This is a genomic window from Klebsiella electrica (assembly GCF_006711645.1).
Lineage (GTDB): Bacteria > Pseudomonadota > Gammaproteobacteria > Enterobacterales > Enterobacteriaceae > Klebsiella > Klebsiella electrica.
Genome location: NZ_CP041247.1, coordinates 5,162,759 through 5,185,212 on the forward strand (window position 1 = coordinate 5,162,759; position 22,454 = coordinate 5,185,212).

At 54.2% G+C, this 22,454-nt stretch carries 25 protein-coding genes and 1 pseudogene; 5 read left to right on the forward strand and 21 right to left on the reverse strand.

Annotation, left to right across the window (positions count from 1 at the left end; translation table 11 throughout):
• Positions 1-65 precede the first annotated feature (65 nt).
• The gene (cpxP, locus tag Electrica_RS24675; RefSeq protein ID WP_100685448.1) at positions 66-575 is read right to left on the reverse strand and encodes a cell-envelope stress modulator CpxP; all 510 of its coding nucleotides are present in this window, start codon (positions 573-575) and stop codon (positions 66-68) included.
• A gap of 155 nt (positions 576-730) precedes the next feature.
• Between cpxP and cpxR the strand changes: the two genes are divergently transcribed.
• Entirely contained in the window at positions 731-1,429 is a 699-nt protein-coding gene (gene cpxR / locus Electrica_RS24680) for an envelope stress response regulator transcription factor CpxR (RefSeq protein WP_100685422.1), read from the forward strand.
• Positions 1,426-2,799, forward strand: a complete 1,374-nt coding sequence (gene cpxA / locus Electrica_RS24685; RefSeq protein WP_004869367.1) for an envelope stress sensor histidine kinase CpxA — start codon at positions 1,426-1,428, stop codon at positions 2,797-2,799. The genes cpxR and cpxA overlap by 4 nt, the downstream gene beginning before the upstream one ends.
• A 172-nt stretch (positions 2,800-2,971) precedes the next feature.
• On the opposite strand, the gene yiiM is transcribed toward cpxA, so the two are convergent.
• From yiiM to Electrica_RS24735, 10 genes are all read right to left on the reverse strand, one after another.
• On the reverse strand, positions 2,972-3,646 hold the full coding sequence (gene yiiM, locus Electrica_RS24690; protein ID WP_100685449.1) for a 6-hydroxyaminopurine reductase: 675 nt from the start codon (positions 3,644-3,646) through the stop codon (positions 2,972-2,974).
• Between the two features lie 71 nt (positions 3,647-3,717).
• Complete coding sequence (sodA, locus tag Electrica_RS24695; RefSeq protein WP_100685423.1) at positions 3,718-4,338, reverse strand: superoxide dismutase [Mn]; 621 nt, start codon at positions 4,336-4,338, stop codon at positions 3,718-3,720.
• A 341-nt stretch (positions 4,339-4,679) separates the two neighbouring features.
• A complete protein-coding gene (locus Electrica_RS24700) occupies positions 4,680-5,945 on the reverse strand; it encodes an MFS transporter (protein ID WP_142255794.1) in 1,266 nt (421 codons plus the stop codon).
• Positions 5,946-5,986: 41 nt separating this feature from the next.
• Positions 5,987-8,110, reverse strand: a complete 2,124-nt coding sequence (locus Electrica_RS24705; RefSeq protein WP_142255795.1) for an alpha-galactosidase — start codon at positions 8,108-8,110, stop codon at positions 5,987-5,989.
• 112 nt (positions 8,111-8,222) lie between these two features.
• Complete coding sequence (locus Electrica_RS24710; RefSeq protein WP_142255796.1) at positions 8,223-9,218, reverse strand: substrate-binding domain-containing protein; 996 nt, start codon at positions 9,216-9,218, stop codon at positions 8,223-8,225.
• 105 nt (positions 9,219-9,323) lie between these two features.
• Complete coding sequence (locus Electrica_RS24715; protein ID WP_100685431.1) at positions 9,324-10,601, reverse strand: MFS transporter; 1,278 nt, start codon at positions 10,599-10,601, stop codon at positions 9,324-9,326.
• Positions 10,598-11,089, reverse strand: a complete 492-nt coding sequence (locus Electrica_RS24720; protein WP_100685432.1) for a YhcH/YjgK/YiaL family protein — start codon at positions 11,087-11,089, stop codon at positions 10,598-10,600. Before Electrica_RS24720 ends, Electrica_RS24715 begins: the two co-directional genes overlap by 4 nt.
• 15 nt (positions 11,090-11,104) lie before the next feature.
• Positions 11,105-12,028, reverse strand: coding sequence for a dihydrodipicolinate synthase family protein (locus Electrica_RS24725; protein ID WP_131050434.1), 924 nt, complete (start codon positions 12,026-12,028; stop codon positions 11,105-11,107).
• 17 nt (positions 12,029-12,045) lie between these two features.
• The gene (locus Electrica_RS24730; RefSeq protein WP_100685434.1) at positions 12,046-13,257 is read right to left on the reverse strand and encodes a PfkB family carbohydrate kinase; all 1,212 of its coding nucleotides are present in this window, start codon (positions 13,255-13,257) and stop codon (positions 12,046-12,048) included.
• Between the two features lie 226 nt (positions 13,258-13,483).
• A complete protein-coding gene (locus Electrica_RS24735; RefSeq protein WP_142255797.1) occupies positions 13,484-14,032 on the reverse strand; it encodes a helix-turn-helix domain-containing protein in 549 nt (182 codons plus the stop codon).
• Positions 14,033-14,132: 100 nt separating this feature from the next.
• Between Electrica_RS24735 and Electrica_RS24740 the strand changes: the two genes are divergently transcribed.
• Together Electrica_RS24740 and Electrica_RS24745 are read left to right on the forward strand one after the other, a co-directional pair.
• Positions 14,133-14,792 carry an AzlC family ABC transporter permease gene (locus Electrica_RS24740; protein ID WP_142255798.1) on the forward strand — a complete coding sequence of 220 codons (660 nt, stop codon included), beginning with the start codon at positions 14,133-14,135 and terminating at the stop codon, positions 14,790-14,792.
• Positions 14,792-15,115: an AzlD domain-containing protein gene (locus Electrica_RS24745; RefSeq protein WP_142255799.1), complete on the forward strand. Its 324-nt coding sequence runs from the start codon at positions 14,792-14,794 to the stop codon at positions 15,113-15,115. Before Electrica_RS24740 ends, Electrica_RS24745 begins: the two co-directional genes overlap by 1 nt.
• A gap of 41 nt (positions 15,116-15,156) precedes the next feature.
• Here Electrica_RS24745 and Electrica_RS24750 read toward each other — a convergent pair whose 3' ends face one another.
• The 3 genes and pseudogenes from Electrica_RS24750 to Electrica_RS29030 form a co-directional block, all read right to left on the reverse strand.
• Positions 15,157-15,711, reverse strand: coding sequence for an AAA family ATPase (locus Electrica_RS24750; RefSeq protein WP_100685438.1), 555 nt, complete (start codon positions 15,709-15,711; stop codon positions 15,157-15,159).
• Positions 15,708-16,145, reverse strand: a complete 438-nt coding sequence (locus Electrica_RS24755; RefSeq protein WP_131050431.1) for a PTS sugar transporter subunit IIA — start codon at positions 16,143-16,145, stop codon at positions 15,708-15,710. Before Electrica_RS24755 ends, Electrica_RS24750 begins: the two co-directional genes overlap by 4 nt.
• A 9-nt stretch (positions 16,146-16,154) precedes the next feature.
• A pseudogene (locus Electrica_RS29030) lies at positions 16,155-16,274 on the reverse strand (hypothetical protein); the annotation flags it as partial.
• Between the two features lie 56 nt (positions 16,275-16,330).
• Here Electrica_RS29030 and Electrica_RS24760 point away from each other — a divergent pair.
• Positions 16,331-17,028, forward strand: a protein-coding gene (locus Electrica_RS24760) for an IS1-like element IS1B family transposase (protein ID WP_095033700.1) whose coding sequence is annotated in 2 segments (ribosomal slippage) — positions 16,331-16,580 and positions 16,580-17,028 — 699 coding nt in all. Because the reading frame shifts where the segments join, the coding sequence is not laid out codon by codon here.
• Here the strand turns inward: Electrica_RS24760 and Electrica_RS24765 are convergent.
• The 7 genes from Electrica_RS24765 to fdhD form a co-directional block, all read right to left on the reverse strand.
• Positions 17,022-17,201 carry a hypothetical protein gene (locus Electrica_RS24765; RefSeq protein ID WP_142255800.1) on the reverse strand — a complete coding sequence of 60 codons (180 nt, stop codon included), beginning with the start codon at positions 17,199-17,201 and terminating at the stop codon, positions 17,022-17,024. The genes Electrica_RS24760 and Electrica_RS24765 overlap by 7 nt on opposite strands.
• A gap of 66 nt (positions 17,202-17,267) precedes the next feature.
• The gene (locus tag Electrica_RS24770; RefSeq protein WP_131050429.1) at positions 17,268-18,110 is read right to left on the reverse strand and encodes a class II fructose-bisphosphate aldolase; all 843 of its coding nucleotides are present in this window, start codon (positions 18,108-18,110) and stop codon (positions 17,268-17,270) included.
• On the reverse strand, positions 18,097-19,464 hold the full coding sequence (locus Electrica_RS24775) for a PTS sugar transporter subunit IIC (protein WP_142255801.1): 1,368 nt from the start codon (positions 19,462-19,464) through the stop codon (positions 18,097-18,099). The genes Electrica_RS24770 and Electrica_RS24775 overlap by 14 nt, the downstream gene beginning before the upstream one ends.
• On the reverse strand, positions 19,457-19,771 hold the full coding sequence (locus Electrica_RS24780; RefSeq protein WP_032696660.1) for a PTS sugar transporter subunit IIB: 315 nt from the start codon (positions 19,769-19,771) through the stop codon (positions 19,457-19,459). The genes Electrica_RS24775 and Electrica_RS24780 overlap by 8 nt, the downstream gene beginning before the upstream one ends.
• 11 nt (positions 19,772-19,782) lie before the next feature.
• Positions 19,783-20,763, reverse strand: coding sequence for a 6-phosphofructokinase (locus Electrica_RS24785; RefSeq protein WP_131050452.1), 981 nt, complete (start codon positions 20,761-20,763; stop codon positions 19,783-19,785).
• Positions 20,764-21,161: 398 nt separating this feature from the next.
• Complete coding sequence (locus Electrica_RS24790) at positions 21,162-21,374, reverse strand: YdgH/BhsA/McbA-like domain containing protein (RefSeq protein WP_131050427.1); 213 nt, start codon at positions 21,372-21,374, stop codon at positions 21,162-21,164.
• Positions 21,375-21,501: 127 nt separating this feature from the next.
• Entirely contained in the window at positions 21,502-22,338 is an 837-nt protein-coding gene (gene fdhD / locus Electrica_RS24795) for a formate dehydrogenase accessory sulfurtransferase FdhD (protein WP_142255802.1), read from the reverse strand.
• Between the last annotated feature and the right edge of the window lie 116 nt (positions 22,339-22,454).

Consider the following 22,454-nt stretch of genomic DNA (forward strand, 5'->3'; position numbering starts at 1 on the left):
AAAAAACCCCCTCATCATGAGGGGGAAGACAGGGATGGTGTCTATGGCAAGGAAAACAGGGTCTACTACTGGGGTTGCACGGTATTGCTACTACTACTACTCGACAGCATGGTTGCTGAACCTTTTTGCATCCTTGCAACCTCGCGCAACTGATCCATTCGTTGCTGGTGTTTAGCATTAAGAACCGCTTGCTGCTCCGGCGTTAACAGGTGGTACATCTGGTTGCGAACCTTCGCCATTTCAATCTGGCGAGCAACCTGTTCCTGCGCCATTTTATTAGCCTGAGCGCGCACAGCGTTTTCATCAAAATTTTCTGCGGTGACAAGACGATGCATTGTCTCCATTTCGCTAACATTAATGGGTTGCCTGTCATGGCGTGCCCGTTGCATAAGATCTCGTAACTGCTGGCGTTGCTGTTCGGTTAAACTTATGCCGTCAAACATATGACTCTGACTGGTGCGCTGCACCCCGTCATCTCCGGGGAGCCAGTTAACGCTGGTGACGACTTCAGCGGCCTGGCTATATGCACTTAGCGCCAGCGTTGAGGCCATGACGGCAGCAATAACATTGCGCATCACATACTCCCAATACATTTGTGTCTGTGTAGCGATTCAACGAGATACAGTCTACGATTCGGGCTGCAAACATGCGTCAGGGGGTGTAAAACAACGTAAAGTCATGGATTAGCGAGCCTTGATGACGTAATTTCTGCCTCGGAGGTATTTAAACAATGAATAAAATCCTGTTAGTTGATGATGACCGGGAGCTCACCTCCCTGTTAAAAGAGCTGCTCGATATGGAAGGATTTAACGTGCTTGTGGCCCATGACGGGGAACAGGCGCTGACCCTTCTGGACGACAGCATCGATTTACTTTTGCTTGATGTGATGATGCCGAAGAAAAACGGTATCGATACGCTTAAAGAGTTACGTCAGACACACCAGACCCCGGTTATCATGCTAACTGCCCGCGGCAGCGAGCTGGATCGCGTTCTCGGCCTCGAGCTGGGTGCGGATGATTACTTGCCTAAGCCGTTCAACGATCGTGAACTGGTGGCACGTATACGCGCGATTCTGCGCCGTTCTCACTGGAGCGAGCAGCAGCAAACCACCGAAGCCGGTTCCCCGACGCTGGAAGTTGACGCCTTGAGCCTCAACCCTGGTCGCCAGGAAGCCAATTTCGATGGTCAGACCCTGGAGCTGACCGGCACGGAGTTCACCCTGCTCTACCTGCTGGCGCAGCATCTTGGCCAGGTTGTCTCTCGTGAACATCTGAGCCAGGAAGTCCTGGGAAAACGCCTGACGCCGTTCGATCGCGCCATCGACATGCATATTTCCAATCTGCGTCGTAAGCTGCCGGAACGCAAAGATGGCCATCCGTGGTTTAAAACCCTGCGCGGACGCGGCTACCTGATGGTTTCGGCTTCATGATAGGGAGTTTAACCGCACGCATCTTCGCTATTTTCTGGCTCACGCTGGCGCTAGTGTTGATGCTGGTTCTGATGTTGCCCAAGCTGGACTCGCGCCAGATGACCGAACTGCTGGAGAGCGAACAGCGGCAGGGCACCATGATAGAACAGCATGTCGAGGCCGAACTGGCGACCGATCCCCCCAATGACCTGATGTGGTGGCGTCGTCTGTTTCGCGCTATCGATAAGTGGGCTCCGCCGGGGCAGCGTTTATTACTGGTAACCAGCGAAGGCCGCGTGATCGGTGCAGAACGCAACGAGATGCAGATCATTCGTAACTTTATCGGCCAGGCCGATAATGCCGATCATCCGCAGAAAAAACGCTACGGCCGTCTGGAAATGGTCGGGCCGTTTTCCGTCAGGGATGGGGAAGATAATTACCAGCTGTATCTGATCCGCCCTGCCAGCACATCCCAGTCAGACTTTATCAACCTGCTGTTCGATCGCCCGCTGCTCCTGCTTATCGTCACGATGCTGGTCAGTTCGCCGCTGCTGCTCTGGCTGGCGTGGAGTCTGGCTAAACCGGCTCGCAAGTTGAAAAACGCCGCCGATGAAGTCGCCCAGGGCAACCTGCGTCAACATCCGGAACTGGAAGCCGGTCCGCAGGAGTTTTTAGCCGCCGGGGCCAGTTTTAACCAGATGGTCACGGCGCTGGAACGCATGATGACCGGTCAGCAGCGCCTGCTGTCCGATATCTCCCACGAGCTGCGTACGCCGCTCACGCGCCTGCAGCTGGGAACGGCTTTACTGCGCCGTCGCAGCGGCGAGAGTAAAGAGCTTGAGCGTATTGAGACCGAGGCCCACCGGCTGGACAGCATGATTAACGACCTGCTGGTGATGTCACGCAATCAGGCGAACAACGCGCTGGTCAGCGAAACGGTGAAAGCCAATCAGCTGTGGGGAGAAGTGCTGGATAACGCGGCGTTTGAAGCCGAACAGGTGGGGAAATCCTTCACCGTCGAGTATCCGCCGGGCCCCTGGCCGCTGTACGGTAATCCCAATGCGCTGGAAAGCGCGCTGGAAAATATCGTCCGTAACGCGCTGCGCTACTCGCACACCAAAATTTCGGTCAGTTTTTCGGTGGATAAAGACGGCATCACGGTTAACGTCGATGATGACGGTCCGGGCGTCAGTCCGGAGGATCGCGAGCAAATTTTCCGTCCGTTCTACCGTACCGATGAGGCGCGCGATCGTGAGTCCGGCGGGACCGGTCTGGGACTGGCGATTGTTGAGGCCGCGATTCAGCAGCATCGCGGCTGGGTCAAAGCCGACGACAGCCCGTTAGGCGGTTTGCGGCTGACCATCTGGCTGCCGCTGTATAAACGTACCTGATGAGCATGTCCCGGCTTGCGCTATGCTTAGCCGGGCTACGGATGAGTGCAGTCAAGTAGCCCGGATCAGTCGCAACGCGAGGCCATCCGGGAAATCTTCCGGCTTGCGCTTTGCTTAGCCTGGCTACGGTTTAGCAAATTTTATGGATATGTCGTTTGCGGCCCGGGGAAAATTATTTCCCCCACAATCTCCGCGAATTGTCTTCTATCTGCCCGCTCAGGCGCCGTTTCTGCAGGGTGCGGCTCCAGCTCACCGACAGCCCCGCTGCCGAGAGCAGACGATGATATTGTTCGTCATCGAACGGCATATGCCAGGCAATGGCGCCCGCCTCATGGACGCTCACATCGCTGAGCCGGGAAACCAGCTCCAGCGGCGCATCGCCGGACACCCGCCCACCGGCCACAACCCGATACAGCCAGCCGGTTTTACCGCTGTTCTGCATAAGCTGCGCCATATCGCTGACCGCAAAGTGATAGTTAAGCTTGAAGCACGGTGAGCGCGGCTGCGTCACCTGGATCAGCGCCTCTCCCCAGCGGAAGATATCGCCGATACAGACGTCTTTTTCCGTCAGTCCTTCGCTCGAGAGATTCTCGCCAAACGCCGGTGCGCAGAAAAGATCCGCCTGCTGCGAAAGTTCAAGGGCCCAATGGGCGTAATGTTCACGGGGATAGTGGCACAGCGCGCGATCCGGCCCGCCATGTATTTTCTTCTCCGCCTGTTCATCGCCCTCCAGCCCCAGTTCGCCGAGGATCAGTTCACCGTCGACCTGAATTTTACCGATGGCGCTTGGACGGCTGCCGTCGTAATCCCTTACCTTGCCCACAAAGACATTCACCGGATAGTGCATCGCCGCTCCTTTGCTGCGGATATAAAAAAAGCGAGTCATCAGACTCGCTTCTCATTCAGCACAATGCAACCTTATTTTTTGGCGGCAAAACGCGCTGCTGCTTCGTCCCAGTTAACCACGTTCCAGAACTCTTTGATGTAGTCCGGACGACGGTTCTGGAATTTCAGGTAGTAAGCGTGTTCCCAAACGTCCAGGCCCACAATCGGGAAGCCGGAAGCGCCGGAGACAGCTTCACCCATCAGCGGGGAGTCCTGGTTAGCGGTCGAAACCACGGCCAGTTTGTCGCCCTTCAGCACCAGCCATGCCCAGCCAGAACCGAAACGGGTCGCTGCCGCTTTTTCAAACTCAGCTTTGAAGTTATCAACGGAACCGAAATCACGTTCGATAGCGGCTTTCAGGTCGCCCTGCAGGGTAGTGCCGGTTTTCAGGCCTTTCCAGAACAGGCTGTGGTTAGCGTGGCCGCCCGCGTTGTTACGCAGTACGGTTTTTTTGTCAGCCGGCAGCTGATCCAGTTTGGCGATCAGTTCTTCTGCAGACAGGTTAGCAAATTCCGGCAGGCTCTCCAGCGCAGCGTTGGCGTTGTTAACGTAGGCCTGGTGATGTTTAGTGTGATGGATTTCCATCGTCTGCTTATCAAAGTGCGGTTCCAGGGCGTCATAAGCGTACGGCAGGGCTGGCAGTGTATAACTCATAATCATCTCCATTATTGTCAAGCGGCAGGAAGTGTTAATGCCGCGTAAGCAGTTGGTTCATTATAGTTAATTAAATGATATTGAAAACGCTTATCAATGCCGTATTTTTAATAAGGTTATAACACACAGGTCTACCCGCATTTTTGTGAGCTGGAACAAGTCATTACGTTGTTGGTTGTCAGAGTCCGCCGTCATATGGCAACAGCCTGAAGGCGAGAAAACTGACCGATTTTTACACTCATCGTGTCGGAAGAAGATTTATCCGATAAAAAAACAGATGAGGATAAAATCAATGAATCACGCGATTTTCTGGCATTTGACAGGCGTGGCCACACCGCGAATCAGGTCGTCATCGCCTTACTCTCAACGCGGCCCAGGGCGGCTTTACCTGACAGCGTGAACGCCGAGATAACCGTCACCACCAGCGCGATGCCACCGAGAATAAGATAGGTGTCCTGGAAGCCAATCCGGTCATACATATTGCCGGCAAACGCGGAGAGGAAAATCGCCGCCACCTGTTTGGCAAACTGAAAACCGACCAGGTAGATCGTCGCCGACAGGCGAGTATCGAAGACGCCGGTGATGTATTTAAATGCCCCCACCAGCAGGAACGGAACCTCGAGCGCATGCAGCATTTTCAGCGCCACCACCTCCAGCGCGGTGGTCGCAAAGGATGAGCCAATCATCCGCGCCGCCATCACCATCCCGGCAATCAACAAGGTATTTTTGGCGCCGATGCGGTTAATAATCCACGGTGAGCAGAACATGATAATGGCATTGCAGATCTCCCCGGCGGTGGTGGCAAAACCAAACGCCCGGGTCCCCGCTTCCGGGGTGGTAAAGAAGGATTTAAAGAAGGTGGCAAACTGCTGATCGAACACGTCATAGACGCAGGCCACACCAACCACATACAAAATAAACATCCACATTTTGCGCTGGCGGAACATGCGTACCGCAGTTTTCAAATCTACGGCGGAACGATTGGCCCCCAGGGAGTCCAGCACCTGGGTCGCCTGGCTGGCCTGCGGTTTAGCGATAGCCACCAGTACCAGCAGCAGTAAAGCTGCGGCCGATCCCATCCAGAAAACCCATTCCGGGTTGACGCTAAACAACATGCCTGCCGTAGTCGCGCACAGCGCCCATCCCAGACAGCCAAAGGTGCGCGCTTTACCGTACTCAAACCCGCTATTCCGGCTGACGCGCTCAATGTACGCCTCCATCGCCCCGGCACCCGCGGAAAACACAAAGCCGATATAGGCGCCGCCGCTTAACGCGCCGACCCAGATATTGGTTTTTAATAACGGAGCAAACACGTAGAGGAAGAACGGCGCAATCAGCACCAGCAGGACGGAGACGACCCACATCAGATGCTTCTTTAGCCCCAGCTTATCCGAGATGACGCCCAACACCGGCTGAAAACAAATCGCAAACAGAGACAGGCTGGAAAACACAATGCCGGTCTCGGTTTTGTTCAGCCCGATAACGTCCGATAGCCAGATCGGCAGAAACGGAAAACAGGTGGCCATGATGAAAAAGTAGAGAAAGAAGAACAGCCCGAAAATCCAGAAGTTAGGGTTGTTTTTATGGGTACAGGCGGTCGGGTTCATTTTATATTCCTCAAGAAGGGCCGCCGGGCGGCCCATTGCCATCACACGCGTTGCAGACCAATCAAAATGGCGCTTTCCGGGTCGAGAATCGGCAGCGCCAGTCCCGCCTGTTGCAACCACTCGCCGCTTGCCGTCTGGGGTGAAGTCATCCACGCCGGCAGCTTGCGCATGGTGTGGCCGCCCTCCCCCGTTACCTGAATATTGGGGTGGTCAAGAAGCGTAATGTGATATCGCGCCCCCGCCTCCAGACCCGCGAAGCGCAGCGGCGCCATCAGGCTGTAATCCGGCATCGCCAGCTGGCTGACCAGAAACAGCGCCTGACGCTTATCCGCGCTGACCACGCCGTGCGCAAGGGTGGTGGTGTCCGGCATGTCCAGCCGCCACTGCACGCCATGATGAATCACGTCGCGCCACTGCTTATGCAGCGCCGCATACTTGCGGTAGCAGGCGCGCTCCTGTTCATCGGCGCTCACCGGGTCCAGCTCCAGTCCCATATGGCCAAACAGTGCGGTCAGGCCGCGAAAAGCGATGCTGTGCTGACGGAAGGTGGCGTGGCAGCGACCGTTGCCGATATGTGCCCCCATCACCTCCGGCGGGAAGAAATAGCTCATGCCGCGCTGGATGGTATTGCGCTCCAGCGCGTCGTTATTATCCGAAGCCCAGAAGCGGTGGCTGCGTTTAAGCACCTCGTAATCAATACGGCCGCCGCCGGAAGAACAGGATTCAAACTCGATCTGCGGGAAGCGGGCCACTAAGGTATCCAGCAGGCGATAAAACTGACGGGTTTGCGCATCGGCCGCCGCTTTGCCGTTATGCGCTGGCTGCACCAGCTCGCGGTTCATATCCCACTTCACGTAATCAACCGCATGCTCGCCCAGCAGCCAGCTCATCCGCTCCAGCAGATAGTCGAACGCCTGAGGGATATTCAGGTTCAGGACATACTGATGACGTCCGGTCGGCGACGTATAGCCCGGCAGCGCCAGCACCCAGTCAGGATGCGCGCGGTATAAATCGGAGTTCGGGTTAATCATTTCCGGTTCAACCCAGATACCAAACTCCATGCCCAGCGACTTCACATGGTCAATCACCGGCGTCAGGCCATGAGGATATTTCTTCTCATCGAGATACCAGTCGCCGAGCGCCGCCCGGTCGTCGTTGCGCCCTTTAAACCAGCCGTCGTCTATGATAAATCGCTCGACGCCCAGCGCTGCCGCCTCATCCGCCATGCGCATGATGTATTGCGGGTCATGGTCGAAGTAAATCCCTTCCCAGGTATTGAGATGCACCGGGCGCGGTTTATTGCCCGGAAAGCGAATGATCTGCTCACGCAGATAGCGGTGGAACTGCTGGCTCATGCCGTTCAGCCCCTGAGCGGAATAGCTGGCATAGAGGCTGGGCGTCCACAACGTTTCCCCTTCCGTCAGCGCCATTTCGCCCGGCAGATACAAGGCTTCCGCCTGCAGGTAGCGGCGACCGTCGGTTTTCACCTCCGCGCGCAGGCGGTGGTTGCCGCTCCAGCCCAGATGCACGCCCCAGACCTCCCCCGCCATTTCGCCAAACGCCGGACTGCCGGTAATCAGCGCCGGGAAATGTTCATGAGAGGTGCGGCCACGGCGATTCTCCAGCACAAAACTGTCGTGCTCAAGGGTCAGACGATGCGGCTGAAATTCGCGAATCCAGCGGCCGTGGAACGCCATAACGTCGCGGGCGCGTTCGGCAACCGGCAGCGTCACGGCCAGGCGATCGACCTGCCAGGGCTGCGGGTGCAGATTGGTTAACCCGTGGCGGACGCGCAGGACGCCGCTGCTATCGAGCTCAATGTCGCTTTCCAGACGCAGACCGGCCTGCTGGTCTTCGCTGGTCAACGTTAAGCGCTGCCCCTCCTGCAAAACCCCGGTAGTGGCAAAGACCGGCGAACCATCCAGGCCCTGACGATGCCCTTCAATCCCCGGCGCGCCGAACAACCCGTGGCCCAGCTCGGCCATCAAGGTGACCGGCGAGTCAACATCAAGGCGACCATTGGCAATCGGGCGAGCGAGCGTGTCAGCATCCTGCGGCGAAAAGTGAGCTAAATGCGGCCCCCAGTAGATAATTTCGGCGAACGGCTGGGTTTTGATCACCACATCAACCGTGGCACTTTGCAGACGTAAAATCGAATCGGACATCAGACATCTCCACAACAAGGAATGTCTTACTGTTGATCCGAAACGTTTCGGATAACAACCAAAACGTTTCGGATCCGTGATCGAGTGCAGAAATTAGCGTTGCGGAAAGAGGTCAGGCAGTGGCGCCTGGGATGAATTCAGGTTGCCAGAGCACCTGTAAAGAGGAGAGGTCGTCACCGGCGATCAGCCGCCGGACCATCTCAGCAATCTGTCGGCCAACGCCCTGACGGGTGGACTGAATCACGGCAGCGACCTGGGTATCGATAATACTGTCCTGCGGCAATCCGTCATAAACCACTAATGACACGCGGCTATCGCCGGTCAGGCGCCCCAGCTGCGAGAGCGCCATTGCCGCGCCGTCGCCGTGGGTATTGCAGTCCGTGACGATCGCCGTCGGCGGCTCCGGCAGGCGCAAAAGTTCCAGCGTAGCCTGGTATCCGCCGCGACGGGTAGGCGGCACGCTGCGCAGCCAGCTTTCGGACAGACCGGCCTCACGCAAGGCGTCCAGGTAGCCGTTACGCCGCTGAGTGATAAACGCCTGGCTGTTGTTTTCCCCCAGCAGAGCGATGCGCCGATGGCCCTGGCCGATCAGGTGGCGGGTCGCGCGATAGGTGCCGGCATAATTATCGAAATCAAACCACGCGTAGGGCTGCGGCAGGCGGCTGCGGCCAAGAGCGAGGAAGGGGAATCCGCAGGAGAGCAGTTGCGTCAGACGCGGATCGTCATCCAGCGTGTGCGCCACGATCAGCGCGTCGACCCGCCGGCTTTGCACCATGCGCATATAGCCATGTTTATCCGCCTGCTCATCATCCGCGATCAGCAGCAAATCAATTTCATAACGCGCCAGCTCATGGCTAATCTCCCCGACCATCTCAAGAAACACCGTGTTATTCAGCGGAGCCGGACGCACGGGGAACACCAGACCCACGGCATCGATTTTGCCCATTTTAAGACGCCGGGCGAAGGTATTGGGCCGATAGCCGCGGCGTTTTGCCTCCGCCTCAACGCGGGCGCGCGTCTCCTGCGACACGTCGTCGTAGCCGTTTAATGCCCGACTGACGGTGGTGACCGAGATCCCAAGTTCTTTAGCAATGGCTTTCAGCGACATATGTATCCCTGTCTTCGCGGAGAATGCGGCTAGTTTCCCGCAATACGGGGATGGCGTCCAGCAAGAGCGACAAAGCGCCGGTCGGCGCTTTGTCTGAGGAAAGCACTATTGTGCCAGAGGTTTACGCACAAAGAAGCCATAGAGACAGGCGCCAAGGAACAGCAGGCAGCCGCCGAGAATAAAGACATTGGTGAACTGGCCGGTAACATCAAGAATAATCCCGGTGATCACCGGCGCCAGCGCTGCACCGAGGAAACCGCCAAAGTTCTGGATCGCGCCGAGAGAAGCAACCTGCTCTTTTGGCGCCATATCCGCCGCCAGCGCCCAGATAGCGCCAGACGGCATTTGCGAGCAGAAATAACCCAGCGTCAGCAGCGTAATCGCGGTACCGCTGTTGCTGACAAACGGAATCGGCATCACGAAACAGGCCGCCATTGCCGCACCCAGCACGATAGGTACTTTCCGCGCCGTTACCGCATTAACGCCTCTGCGCACCAGGCGATCAGAGAGCATCCCACCGCACAGGACGCCAAGAATACCGGCGAAGAACGGAATCGATGCAATAAAGCCCGTCTGCTTCAGGCTGAAGCCGAGGGATGTTTCCAGATAACCCGGTAGCCACGTCAAATAAACCCAGATAGTAAACATGATGCAGAAGTTGCCGGAAATCATGAACCAGGTTGTTTTATTGCGGAACAGCGCGCCCCAGCTTACCTGCGGTTTATCCGCCGTAGTCACCGCGACTTTCCCGGTATGGATCAGCATCGCTTCCCGCGCATCCGGGTCGCGATAAAACTTCAGCCATGCCAGCACTAACGGAATCCCCAGCAGACCGACCGCGATAAACATCCCGCGCCAGCCTACCCACAGCAGCAGAATGGTCAGCAGCGGCGGCGCAATCGCGTTAGCGATTTGCGAACCGGTGTTGATTATGGATGTCGGCAGTCCGCGCTCTTTATCGGAAAACCAGCTCTGGGTGATCTTGATACCTGAGGTAAAGAACGGCGACTCAGCAACCCCCAACAGCACCCGCAGGCCATAGAAAAAGCTGTAGGTATTAACAAACCCCATCAGGAAAGTCACGGCGGACCACAGGGTCAGCGCGCCGGTGAACATCTTCTTAGGACCAAAGCGGTCAACCAGCCATCCGGCGGGCAGATTCGCCAGAGCATACGGCCAGAGGAATGCCGACAGCAACAGGCCCATTTCAGTGCCGGAGAAACCAAACTCCTTCGAAATCGTGGTATTGGCAATACTCAGGTTGGCGCGGTCAAGGTAGTTCACAACCGCAGCCAGCAGCAGAATCAAAATAATCCCCCAGCGGCGTCGGGAGAGCTTCGGCGGCGCAACTGCCGCGGCGGAAGTCGAATTTACGATGCTCATACCGCCTCCTCCAGTAACGCGCGATCGATTTTGATCACCGCTTTGCGCAGAGGGGTTATCCCGTCACCCTGCGGATGGCAGCACGGGCGATGGATATCTTCCGGGAAGAAAATCACGAACATACCGGGCGTTAGCGTGACCTGCATCTCTTCTTCTTCAACCTGCCAGAACAGAATGTCCTGCTGCGGCGTACGGTCATCCACAACGGTATGCAGTCCGCTTTCGACACGACTGACCCCCATGCGCTCATGACCGGAAATCAGATACTGAATATCGATGAACTGGCGGTGCGACTCCGGGCGCGCCTCTGCAAAAGGTACGCTGTCCATCTCCTGCAACAGGCAGAATAGCTTGCCGGGGATCAGGTCGATTTTACCCGGCGCGAAATCCTGAAAATCGTTCTGAGCGAGGAAAGCCAGCGCCTGCCGCAGTACCGGATGGTAGGCCGCTGCCTGCTCTGGCCATGCCTTAAGACTGGTTACGATCATAATGGCATCCTCTGCTTAGCCCGCGATACGCTGACGCCACTGTTCGGTTCCGGCGCGAATCTGGTCGAGAATCACCGTCAGTCCCCAGAACTTATTCAGCACATCATCCTTGTTAACCCGGCAGTTGATACTGTCAAAAGTCCCCAGGCGCTGATGATAGATTTTGGCGTTTTTCGGATAGCCCAGCGTTTCCGTTACAGCCCCCAGAGAGAGGAAAATCGCCAGCTCATCGGCTACCAGGCGTTGGTTTTTCCCCTCGCGCCACAGCCAGCTGTATAGTTCAGGGTGGAAGTTGGTAAACACGCCGCTAAAGCCCTGTGACCCCGCCAGGATCGCAGGCCAGGCAATCGCCGCGTTGGCGTTAATGACGTTAAGCGGCGTGCCCTGCGCCAGACGTACGCGACGTTCAACGGTCGGCAGATCGCAGCTCACATCCTTCAGCACAACGAAGCGGCCGCTGTTAGCGCACCAGGTAAATTCATCATCGCTAAGTAAGCGGCGGTAAGGCGCCGGACACTCGTAAAGACCGAGCGGTAGCGAGGCTGGCAGCGTATCTAACAGTGTGTTCAGCGTCGCATAGAAGACTTCGCTACCCTCATTACGCGGATCGAGATGGTTAGTCACCAGTACCAGAGCATCAATACCGGTCTGTGCCATCGCCAGCAGCTCGGATTTTTGCGCGTCAATGTCATCGCTGATATGGCCAGAGGCGATAACCGGGATACGGCCATTCACGTGCTGTACCACAAAATTCGCCAGTTCAACGCGTTCTTCTAAGGAAAGGAACTGCATTTCGCTGGACTGACAGACGGCAAACAGCGCATCAACGCCCTTCTCCAGATACCAGTCGATTAATTTCGCCAGAGCCGGATAATCAATCCGATCGCCAGCTGTAAATGGCGTCAGCATTACCGGAACAATACCGTTGATCGTTTTCATATTATTTTTTCCCGAGTTCAGAGGGTACGGAGTCGTGCGTTTGCCTGTTCAAAATCAGGCATGTTGGATGCCCCTTCTAGTTCAACAGCCAGAGAGGCGAAGGCGGAGGCCCAGGTTGCGGCCTGCACCAGACTGTTTCCGGCGGCAAGCGAGGCTGCCAGCGCACCGTTAAAAGCATCGCCAGCACCGGTGGTATCCACGGTGACGGCAGGGAAAGCGCGTATATGACTGAACTGGCGATTATCCAGCAGCAGCGCGCCGCGCGACCCCATGGTAATCAGCACTTTTTTAGCCCCCAGTCCGGCAATACGTAGGGCCGCTTCTTTTGCCGTATCAAGATCGTTGATCTCGATACCCGATAATAAAGAGGCCTCCGTTTCGTTTGGCGTAATCACATCAACGAAGGGGATGCTGGGAATAATTTCGGCAGAATAGGGCGCTGGATTCAGAATGACCCGTTTACCCAGATCGTGAGCTATCTTAATGATCGAATGAGTGGCATCGAAATTATTCTCCATCTGAACTAATAAAACATCAGATGAAGATAACTCCGGAACGATTGCCTGGATTTCACTATGGGTAATAGTTGTATTAGCCCCAGAATAAATAGCGATCATATTTTCGCCATTCTCCTGAGAAACGTAAATAATCGCATTACCAGTTGGCTCACTCTCAGACTGATAAAGCGTGTAAGAGTGAATTGCCGAGCGCGTTAAATGATCTGCCGCTAAATTACTGAACTGATCTTTACCCACCTTGGCGACAAAATGCACCTGAGCGCCTGCTTTACTGGCAGCCGTTGCCTGGTTTGCCCCTTTCCCGCCCGGCCCCAGGCTGCTACCAAGCGCCATTATCGACTCGCCGCCCCTTGGGAAGCGCTCAACTTTAGCCACAATATCAACATTGAACGAGCCAAATACACATACCTTACCCTGCATAAACTTTCCTTTCTTTCGCTCATCACCTGGTGATTTTCGGTGATTAACAGGTTGCAGCAGCACCTCAAAACTATCACCGGTTTCAGATATAAGTTCGGCCTGCAAACTACGCCGTAATATAATGGCCCCGCCATAACAGCGCTGCACCAGCCCCATATCTGCAAGAGTATTCAAATCACTACGTATCGTTTCTTTAGTGACATTAAAATGAGCCGAGAAATAATTCACATAGCCACGTTCATGCTCATCTAAATATCGCAAAATAGACTTTCTACGTTCTTCAAGAAACATAATTAACCCCGATATCACCATTGCAGTATACGAACCACCCAAGGGTGGAAGAGTGACATCAATCCCATGTTTCCAGACAAAACGGAAGCAAACAAAAATGACAAGAAGGGGTGAACAGAAAGAGAGATTCCGGGTTCTGTAGGGTGTAAAATAATATATGCCATTAATATATTTAACGGCATAACATTCTGCATATTACGAATATATACGCAGAATGTTATTAAGATTAATGATGCTCGGCCACCAACAGCGCCTGGGTATCCGGTTCCAGCGCCTGGAATACATGTTCCTGATCCGCCGGATAGCAGATGTAATCGCCCTCCCCCAGCTCCTCCGGCGCTTCGGTCAACCCGACCCGCGCGCGCCCCTGGGTAATAATAATATGCTCAACCGAACCCGCTGGATGAGGATGAGAAATCCGGTCAGCGCCTGGCTGCGTCAGTAACAGGTAGATATCACGGCGGGCGCCCGGCGGGCAGGTCGCCAGTAAAATCGCCTGGTAATGGGCCTGTTCGGCCACCACTTTGGTTCCTTCTCCGCGACGCAATACCTGGGTCTTTTGCGCCTGCGGCTCCAGCAGCTGCGCAAAAGGGATATCGAGCGCGACGCAGAGGGCCCACAGGGTCTCCAGGCTCGGATTACCGTTGCCCGATTCCAGCTGCGATAACGTTGATTTGGCAATACCTGCCCGGCGCGCCACTTCCGCCAGCGATAGCCCGGTACGGGCCCGTTCACGTACCAGACTTTTGGCAATCAGGCTAATTGGCTGTGTCATACACGGCTCCACGTTTTTTATAACGAACGATTCGTTCGTCTTGAAAATCAATACCGATGCGTTCATTATAATGGAAATTCGTTCGATATGGCTAAATAGTATGAAGCAGCCCTTCTCCTGTCTCAAAGCAGACACCATCAAAGCGATAGCGTTAGTGTGTCTGGCGGTCGGCATCGTCGGCATGTCCTATGGTTCGCTGGCGATGGCCTACGGCTTCCCGGTCTGGGTTCCGTTTGCGCTCTCCCTTTCGGTACTGGCAGGCGCCTCCGAATTTATGTTTATCGGCATTATCGCCAGCGGCGGAAACCCGCTGGCCGCTGCGGCGGCAGGCTTGCTGGTCAACGCCCGCCATATTCCGTTCGGCGTCACGGTGCGCGAGCTGGTCGGCAAACGCGGCGTCAGCCTGCTGGGTTGTCATATTATGAATGATGAGAGCGTGGTGTTCGGGCTCGCGCAAAAAACGCCGGAACAGCGTAAAGCCGCCTACTGGCTATGCGGCCTGGGCGTAGCGATTATCTGGCCCGTGGGGGCGATGCTCGGCGCCATGGTCGGCAAGCTGTTGCCTGACCCGGAAACCATTGGTCTGGATGCGGTATTCCCGGCTATTTTGCTGGCGCTGGTGGTGCCAGCGTTTAAAAATCGCACCACCTTAATCCGCGCCTGCAGCGGCGCGGCGCTCTCTCTTGCCACCGTCCCCTTAGCCCCGGTGGGTCTGCCGGTGCTGCTCTCTCTGTTTGGTTTGATGGCGAGGAAAAAATAATGGCTGACATCACGCTGTTCATCGTCGGTATGGCGATTTTATCGGCAGGGACCTATTTGATGCGTCTGGGCGGGGCAACGCTCGGCAGTCGTTTAGCGCTTTCTGCACGTTCTCAGGCACTACTTTCCGATGCGGCGACGGTGTTGCTGTTTTCTGTCGCCCTGGCGACCACTTTTTATGAAGGCGAACATTTTGCCGGCATGGCGCGGGTACTGGGCGTCGATTTCGCCGTCTTTCTTGCCTGGCGCAAAATGCCGCTGATCGTGGTGATTATTTCGGCGGCGGTGGTCACGGCGCTACTGCGTCTGGTCGGGCTTGCGTAGGCCGGACAGGCGCAAGCGCTATCCGGCAATCAGACGCTGCGTCAACCTGGCGTCTGCTGAATCCACTCCGACAGCCTGACAATATCCAGCGGCTGCTGTTGATCCACCGTGAAGACCGGGCCGAGTCGCATCGGCTCAGCCCGTTCAGCCAGCAGGGCAAGCTCCGGCAGATATTCTTCTCCGGGATGGCCCGCCCGACGATCCTGCAGGCGCGTGGCATAGCGTGACACCGCCAGTTCAGGAGAGATGTGATTCCAGATCTCAACCACTTTCTCAACCCCCGCCTGATGCAACAACCGTTGCAGGGTCTCCCGAGGCTGGAAACCGAACCAGGCGTCGATTAACCAGATAACGTTGGCTGGCGAATGGCCGATGATCGACCAGATAGCCTCGTAGGCCGCGCATCCCAGCTGACGGTTAAAAGGCCGATCGATGTCGGTAAAGCACGCCATAAACGGCTCTTTAATCTCATCAATGGTCAGGAGCGGCAGGCCAAAGGTTTGCGCTAGCGCCTGGGCTATCGTGCTCTTTCCCGAAGCGGGGACGCCGTTAATTAAGATAACGGTTTTACAACCGGCAGTGAGATGTCTGTTCATAACAACGCAATCACCTCTTCTCTGGTACTGGCGGCGCGGAGCCTGGCCATGGTTTGGTTATTGTCCAGCAGCGCCACAATCGCCCGAATGCCTTCTTCAATATGCGCATTGCTATCCTGCGCGCCGAACATAATGACGATATCCGCTCTGTCGCTGCCGGCAAATTGAATCGGTTTATCTAATACCACCAGACTGAAGCAGTTTCGCTTCACGCCGCATTCCGGTCTGGCATGTGGAATAGCAATGCCCTCTTCGAATACGTAATAAGCACCATGATTGAGCGTATTATCAATAACCGCTTTACTATAACTCTCAGAGAGATACCCGTTCGCCACCAGGGGGCTGGCGGCCAGCTCAATCACCCTGCGCCAGTCAGACTCCATCACGCCGACCTGAATGGCATCGGCTTCAATCAGCAAATCTTTTATGGTCATTACGCCTCCCTAGATATTGCGGCGAATAATATTGCGTAACTCATCAATCCGAATAAATAGCGCGTCGATATCCTGACGATGTATTTTGCTTTTAGCATACACCGATAGCGCCCGGTTATACTTCAGCATCGGTGATGCTGCCAACTTACTGATTTAGTGTATGATGGTGTTTTTGAGGTGCTCCAGTGGCTTCTGTTTCTATCAGCTGTCCCTCCTGTTCAGCTACTGACGGGGTGGTGCGTAACGGCAAAAGCACTGCCGGACATCAGCGCTATCTCTGCTCTCACTGCCGTAAAACATGGCAACTGCAGTTCACTTACACCGCTTCTCAACCCGGTACGCACCAGAAAATCATTGATATGGCCATGAATGGCGTTGGATGCCGGGCAACCGCCCGCATTATGGGCGTTGGCCTCAACACGATTTTCCGCCATTTAAAAAACTCAGGCCGCAGTCGGTAACCTCGCGCATACAGCCGGGCAGTGACGTCATCGTCTGCGCGGAAATGGACGAACAGTGGGGATACGTCGGGGCTAAATCGCGCCAGCGCTGGCTGTTTTACGCGTATGACAGGCTCCGGAAGACGGTTGTTGCGCACGTATTCGGTGAACGCACTATGGCGACGCTGGGGCGTCTTATGAGCCTGCTGTCACCCTTTGACGTGGTGATATGGATGACGGATGGCTGGCCGCTGTATGAATCCCGCCTGAAGGGAAAGCTGCACGTAATCAGCAAGCGATATACGCAGCGAATTGAGCGGCATAACCTGAATCTGAGGCAGCACCTGGCACGGCTGGGACGGAAGTCGCTGTCGTTCTCAAAATCGGTGGAGCTGCATGACAAAGTCATCGGGCATTATCTGAACATAAAACACTATCAATAAGTTGGAGTCATTACCTTCAGCATCAATGCCTTCTGGATCTCACCATTACCAGGCTCGCCCTGTAGTTCATTTTCCAGCGTTTTTATTTCTTCAGCCAGTTCGCGGGACAGCCGATCATAATCCTGCGGCGGATGATGCTCTTTTTTCCACAACGCTTTCAGTGATTGAAACATAATCTTCTCCCGCCCTGACGGGTGCAGGGCTAACCTGGTCATGACAATTTATTATTGCGGATTTAACTATTTAAATAATGCCATTTTTTCCATCAGTACCTGGGTGACCGCATTATTGGCGGGAATTAAAAACTTACGCACGCTGTCATTCACCTTGCCTTTTTCAAAAGTGGTTTTACATTGGTCAACCCACTGCACATTCATTTCTGTCCCCACATTAACCTTATTAATCCCTTCGCTCACCGCTTTACGCATATCCTCATCGCTGACGCCGGTACCGCCGTGCAGCACCAGCGGCACACCCGTAGCCCGGCTAATCTCCTGAAGGCGCTGATGCTGAATCTGCGCCTTGCCGGTATAAAGGCCGTGCACGGTGCCGACGGAGACAGCCAGCATGTCAACCTGAGTCTCATTCACGAAGCGCGTGGCGTCCTCGACGGTGGTAAAACAGATATCTTCTGCGGCAACGGCTTTACCATCTTCTGATCCCCCGATGGCACCCAGCTCGCCTTCAACGGTAATATTCCGTGGCCGCGCCATTTCCACCACAATCCGCGTATTACCGATATTCTCCTCCAGCCCCAGGTGTGAGCCGTCATACATGACCGATGAAAATCCGGCATTCATGGCCGTTTCAATCGCGCTGATATCAGAACAGTGATCCAGATGCAGACAGGTTGGCACATTTTCACTTTCCGCCAGAGAGCGAACCGCATCCACCAGTAAACGATAGCCAAGATATTCCGCCGTACCGGTCGAGATTTGAATCATTAATGGGCTATGGCTCTTTTGCGCGGCTTTAAAAAAGGCCGGCAGCATTTCGATACAGTGCAGATTAAATGAGCCAATAGCTTTGTAATTTCTTTGCCGGGCGATTTTCAGAATATCGTTGAAATTATACAGACTCATGAATATTTTCCCCTTTCGACTTAGATGATGTACCGTTTACGAACCATGCCAGTGCGGCGACAAAAACAATAAACAAGGCGACAAATAACCAGTTATTCTGCAAGGCATGGCCTAATACCAGACCCGAACTAATGACATCGGAATCACTGAATGTGACGCCGGTAAAACCATAGCTTTCAAGCATCGGGACCAGAATGGCGGGCAGGAAAGTAATAAACAGGCCGTGAACCACACCGCCAATCATTGCTCCGCGACGTCCGCCCAGCGCATTACCAAAGACCCCCGCCGTACCGCCGGCAAAGAAGTTGGTTAACAGTCCCGGGAGGATCATCGCCAGGCCAAACATCGGGAAGACCAGCATGCCGATTATCGAACCCACGGTCGTCGCCAGGAACCCCACGATGACCGCGTTAGGGGCATAAGGGAACAGCACGGGGCAGTCCAGCGCCGGTTTCGCATCCGGCACAATACGCATGGCAATACCGCGAAAGGCCGGGACCAGTTCATTCAGCAATAAGCGCACGCCGCTGTAGAGGACAAAGACCCCTGCCACAAACTGAACAGACTGCATAAAGGCATACATCAGGTAGTTGACGCCGCCGGAAAAGCGGGCGACATACTCCGGTCCGGCCGCCAGCGCCGGGATCAGGTACATGGGGACCATCACCACCGCCATGGCGAGATAGGTATCCTGCAGAAACTTGAAGTTATCAGGCAGTTCAAGATCTTCGGTTGAGCGGGAGCCTTTACCCACCACTTTAGCCACCGCCGCCTGGACTAAATATCCGATGGTGCAAAAATGCCCGAGAGCCACATCGTCAGAATCGGTAATGCGTCTGACCACCGGCTGCGCCAGCGCCGGCATCAGTACCGCCATAACGCCGCCAAAGACACCGCCGGTCAGGATCAGCGGCAGCCCGGTCAGCCCGGCTTTGTAGCCAATCACCGTGCCAATCGTCGCCATCCACAGCAGCGCCTGCCCGGTGAGGAAGATATATTTCAGCGGCGTCAGACGGGCGATAATAATGTTAACGGCAAAGATAACCATCAGCGTTAACGCTACTTCAGAACCCAGTTCCCGATTCGCCAGACCCGCGATAGCGGCAACATCGGTGATATACCCCTTCATCCCGAAACCGTGGGTGAAGATATCGTTAAGGAAGCTCAGGGTAGCGACAATAATATTAATGCCGGCCATCATAATTAAGAATCCGAGCAGCGTTTTAAACGTCCCCTCGACTATTTTACCCACTGACTTCTTCTGTAAGATCAGACCCAGCATGGCAATAAATGCGATTAATATCGAAGCCTGGCCGAGCAAATCTTTAACAATAAACTCGATAAAGCTATTCATGGTCGGCCACCTTGAGGTTGCGCTCTTTCAGGAATGAGACAATTTTCCGTTCAATTTCATCTTTATCCGTAAGTTTATTAAGGACCACCACGCGCTTTATTTCCTCTTCATTAGCGTCAGCGGTTAATATGTCGGCAAATGTTTTTTGCGTCAAAATAATATCGGATTTGAACGCTCCGGCTTCAGATACAGTTGTGTGTTCAATATGTGCAGGGATTTCCAGTTTCTTTAATACTGCTTTCGCCGTCATTTCGATGGCAAAGCTTGAACCGAGGCCGCAGCCACATACGCAAAGAATTTTCAGCATGTAGGGTCTCCTCAAATGATATTGAGTTGTTTGGCAAGTTTATAATGATGTCCTTCGATATCTACCAGACGTTTTTTCATACTGACTAAATCAATTGGAATAGGTTTATTGCTTGAATTTATAATAATCGCTTTATTTTTCATTCCTGACTGAATACAGCGAACGACTTCATTCGCCATGATCGTCCCCTGGTAAATCTCTTCGCAGGTCGGGTCGCCGCTGCGCAGTCCATAGCCGATGATGGTTTTACGGATGCGGACACCGATGCGTGGCTCAAGCTGCTTGATCATCGTATCGATAGCCCCTTGAAAGCCAGGGGAATACTCCCTGGTATAGCCTTCAGAGCAAAGAATCACTACGCTGTTTTGCTCGCGAAGCTTACGTCTGACGCGCTCGGCCAGATCGTCTAATGGCATCTGTGCTTCCGGAATCAGCGCAATATCGGCATTACTTTTAATCGCTGACTGCAACGTGAGTTCCCCGCAATACCCTCCTAATATTTCAGCCATAAACACCCGCCCAGGTAATGCTCTACCGGTATTTCTTAAACGGGAAACCTCCTTGATAATTTGTTCGCAGGCTGTCGAAAAACCGATAGTATAATCACTACCATATACATCATTATCGATAGTCATGCCGACACCGAAACAGTTAATGTCAAATTCGCTAAGTGTATTAAGGAACTGTAGGCTACCATCGCCACCAGCCATAATTAACACATCAAGGCGCAGCGACTTAATTTTCCTGGCTATCGCTTCATACTCATTCCTCAGCAATTTGCGAGTGGTTCTTCCGGATGTAATAACAGGCAGTGAACAAATAGAGAAATCAACGAGATCCCGCCAGGCGATTTCCTGGTGATTTTTGTCGAGCAATCCAGGTATACCACCATTAAATATGGTGATTTCCGCGCTCGCCAGTTTCGCAACCTGAAAAATAAAATTATTAATTCCGGACACATCGCCACCGCTAATAACAATACCGATTTTCATGATCACCACCGTCATATTTCCTTGCCCACATTTATCCCTAAGTTCAAGACCTGTATTTGCAATGAAGATCACATAATTATGATTAATTTATCCGTAGTAACGATTGACAGATATAAATATGAGGTGTTTTTTGTGATCGGAATCTCATTTAAAAGATGAGATCGTCTTAACAGTTATTTTCAAATAACTTTATTATTCATCAGGTTAAATATTAAGAGGATAGCGCGTCATTTTGCTTACCGGGGGTTTAATGGCGGCGCGAAAAACAAAGAAGAGAAACGTGATAAATACCACATTTTTTTACGCAGAAGTGGCGAAGTCGGGCGGAGAGATCTGATGGCCGAAGCAGAAAAACAAAAAAAGCGCCCGCAGGCGCTCTTTCGACGGTAATGCCAGATTTATTTGTTCAGTTCCGCCGTCATGTGCACGCGGTTACCGGTAAAGGCTTCGGTAATTTTATAAGACGATGCGCCAGCGGCCTGTGCCTGAGCGGCAATTTTCGCTTCAGCTCCGTCGATGGTTGCGGCGGTGGCGGTCACGCTTTCAGCGGCGAAAGCACCAAAAGAAACGGTAAGAGCGATAACTGCAGCAAAAGTTTTGATGCTTTTCATGATGTAAATCCTTCATTAAGTTGTTTGGATAAGGCGATGTGCCTTGATGTGATAAATACTAGACCTCACAACCCACAACTAAAAGCGGAAGGATTTGCTCTCATCATTCAAAAAAACTGACTTAATTTTAACCTGCGATCAACCGCTGCGGATGGGTGTAAATCGTCGCCCTGCCCGGGCGGCAAAAGCCCACCAGCGTCAGGTTGCAACGTTCCGCGACCGCCACCGCCAGCGCGGTGGCGGCGGAAACCGCAAACAGAATTTCCACGCCGCACATTGCCGCCTTCTGCACCATCTCGTAGCTGGCGCGGCTGGAGACTAACGCCGCCCCGCATTGCCAGTCATCGCCCTCTTCTACGCGCCGCCCCAGCAGTTTATCCAGCGCGACATGACGCCCGACATCCTCGTGTCCGCCCACCAGTTCTCCGGACGGACACAGCCACGCCGCCGCATGGGTGCAGCCGGTGATATGACCAATCGGCTGCACACCACGAAGCTGCTCCAGCGCGCGATCGAGATTCTCCAGCCTGAAGGTTTGGGTGAATGGTAAAGGTTGCACCGGCTTGCCGATATCGTTGAGCTGCTCAACGCCGCAAACGCCGCAGCCGGTTCGCCCGGCCAGCGCGCGACGGCGCTCTTTCAGCCCCATAAAACGACGGCTGGAAAGCTCAATCTGAACTTCCAGACCGTTGCAGGCCTGCACTACCTCCATCCCGTAGATCTCGCGCCGGTGTTCAATAATCCCTTCTGATAATGAAAAACCGACGGCAAAACGTTGCAGATCCTTAGGAGAGACCATCATGACAACGTGTGAGATACCGTTATAGACCAGCGCCACCGGTACTTCTTCGGCTAATTCGTCAGACTGCGGATGTTGCAAATCATCGCGCTTCCAGAGCACGACCTGACGACATCCTGTGATGCTTGTCACATTTTCAATTTGTTCGGGAGGGTTCTTGTTCACTTTGTTTTAACCGTATTGGAACAGGCATACACACAATGTGGTATTCTTTGCATACCCCTTCAAGTGAAAGGGGGATCACCCCTAATTCTGAACCTTTGCGGCGCTTACCGCAAAGT

Bases quoted from the DNA above. Each gene is read 5' to 3' on its own strand.
- Electrica_RS24770 (WP_131050429.1), bottom strand. From the start codon at position 18,110: ATGAGTCTGTATAATTTCAACGATATTCTGAAAATCGCCCGGCAAAGA.
- Electrica_RS24790 (WP_131050427.1), bottom strand. From the start codon at position 21,374: ATGAAAAGCATCAAAACTTTTGCTGCAGTTATCGCTCTTACCGTTTCT.
- cpxP (WP_100685448.1), bottom strand. From the start codon at position 575: ATGCGCAATGTTATTGCTGCCGTCATGGCCTCAACGCTGGCGCTAAGT.
- Electrica_RS24730 (WP_100685434.1), bottom strand. From the start codon at position 13,257: ATGTTTCTTGAAGAACGTAGAAAGTCTATTTTGCGATATTTAGATGAG.
- Electrica_RS24705 (WP_142255795.1), bottom strand. From the start codon at position 8,110: ATGTCCGATTCGATTTTACGTCTGCAAAGTGCCACGGTTGATGTGGTG.
- Electrica_RS24735 (WP_142255797.1), bottom strand. From the start codon at position 14,032: ATGACACAGCCAATTAGCCTGATTGCCAAAAGTCTGGTACGTGAACGG.
- Electrica_RS24745 (WP_142255799.1), top strand. From the start codon at position 14,792: ATGGCTGACATCACGCTGTTCATCGTCGGTATGGCGATTTTATCGGCA.
- Electrica_RS24720 (WP_100685432.1), bottom strand. From the start codon at position 11,089: ATGATCGTAACCAGTCTTAAGGCATGGCCAGAGCAGGCAGCGGCCTAC.
- cpxA (WP_004869367.1), top strand. From the start codon at position 1,426: ATGATAGGGAGTTTAACCGCACGCATCTTCGCTATTTTCTGGCTCACG.
- Electrica_RS24740 (WP_142255798.1), top strand. From the start codon at position 14,133: ATGAAGCAGCCCTTCTCCTGTCTCAAAGCAGACACCATCAAAGCGATA.
- Electrica_RS24755 (WP_131050431.1), bottom strand. From the start codon at position 16,145: ATGACCATAAAAGATTTGCTGATTGAAGCCGATGCCATTCAGGTCGGC.
- Electrica_RS24765 (WP_142255800.1), bottom strand. From the start codon at position 17,201: ATGTTTCAATCACTGAAAGCGTTGTGGAAAAAAGAGCATCATCCGCCG.
- yiiM (WP_100685449.1), bottom strand. From the start codon at position 3,646: ATGCACTATCCGGTGAATGTCTTTGTGGGCAAGGTAAGGGATTACGAC.
- Electrica_RS24780 (WP_032696660.1), bottom strand. From the start codon at position 19,771: ATGCTGAAAATTCTTTGCGTATGTGGCTGCGGCCTCGGTTCAAGCTTT.
- Electrica_RS24725 (WP_131050434.1), bottom strand. From the start codon at position 12,028: ATGAAAACGATCAACGGTATTGTTCCGGTAATGCTGACGCCATTTACA.
- cpxR (WP_100685422.1), top strand. From the start codon at position 731: ATGAATAAAATCCTGTTAGTTGATGATGACCGGGAGCTCACCTCCCTG.
- Electrica_RS24710 (WP_142255796.1), bottom strand. From the start codon at position 9,218: ATGTCGCTGAAAGCCATTGCTAAAGAACTTGGGATCTCGGTCACCACC.
- sodA (WP_100685423.1), bottom strand. From the start codon at position 4,338: ATGAGTTATACACTGCCAGCCCTGCCGTACGCTTATGACGCCCTGGAA.
- Electrica_RS24750 (WP_100685438.1), bottom strand. From the start codon at position 15,711: ATGAACAGACATCTCACTGCCGGTTGTAAAACCGTTATCTTAATTAAC.
- Electrica_RS24775 (WP_142255801.1), bottom strand. From the start codon at position 19,464: ATGAATAGCTTTATCGAGTTTATTGTTAAAGATTTGCTCGGCCAGGCT.
- Electrica_RS24700 (WP_142255794.1), bottom strand. From the start codon at position 5,945: ATGAACCCGACCGCCTGTACCCATAAAAACAACCCTAACTTCTGGATT.
- Electrica_RS24715 (WP_100685431.1), bottom strand. From the start codon at position 10,601: ATGAGCATCGTAAATTCGACTTCCGCCGCGGCAGTTGCGCCGCCGAAG.
- Electrica_RS24785 (WP_131050452.1), bottom strand. From the start codon at position 20,763: ATGAAAATCGGTATTGTTATTAGCGGTGGCGATGTGTCCGGAATTAAT.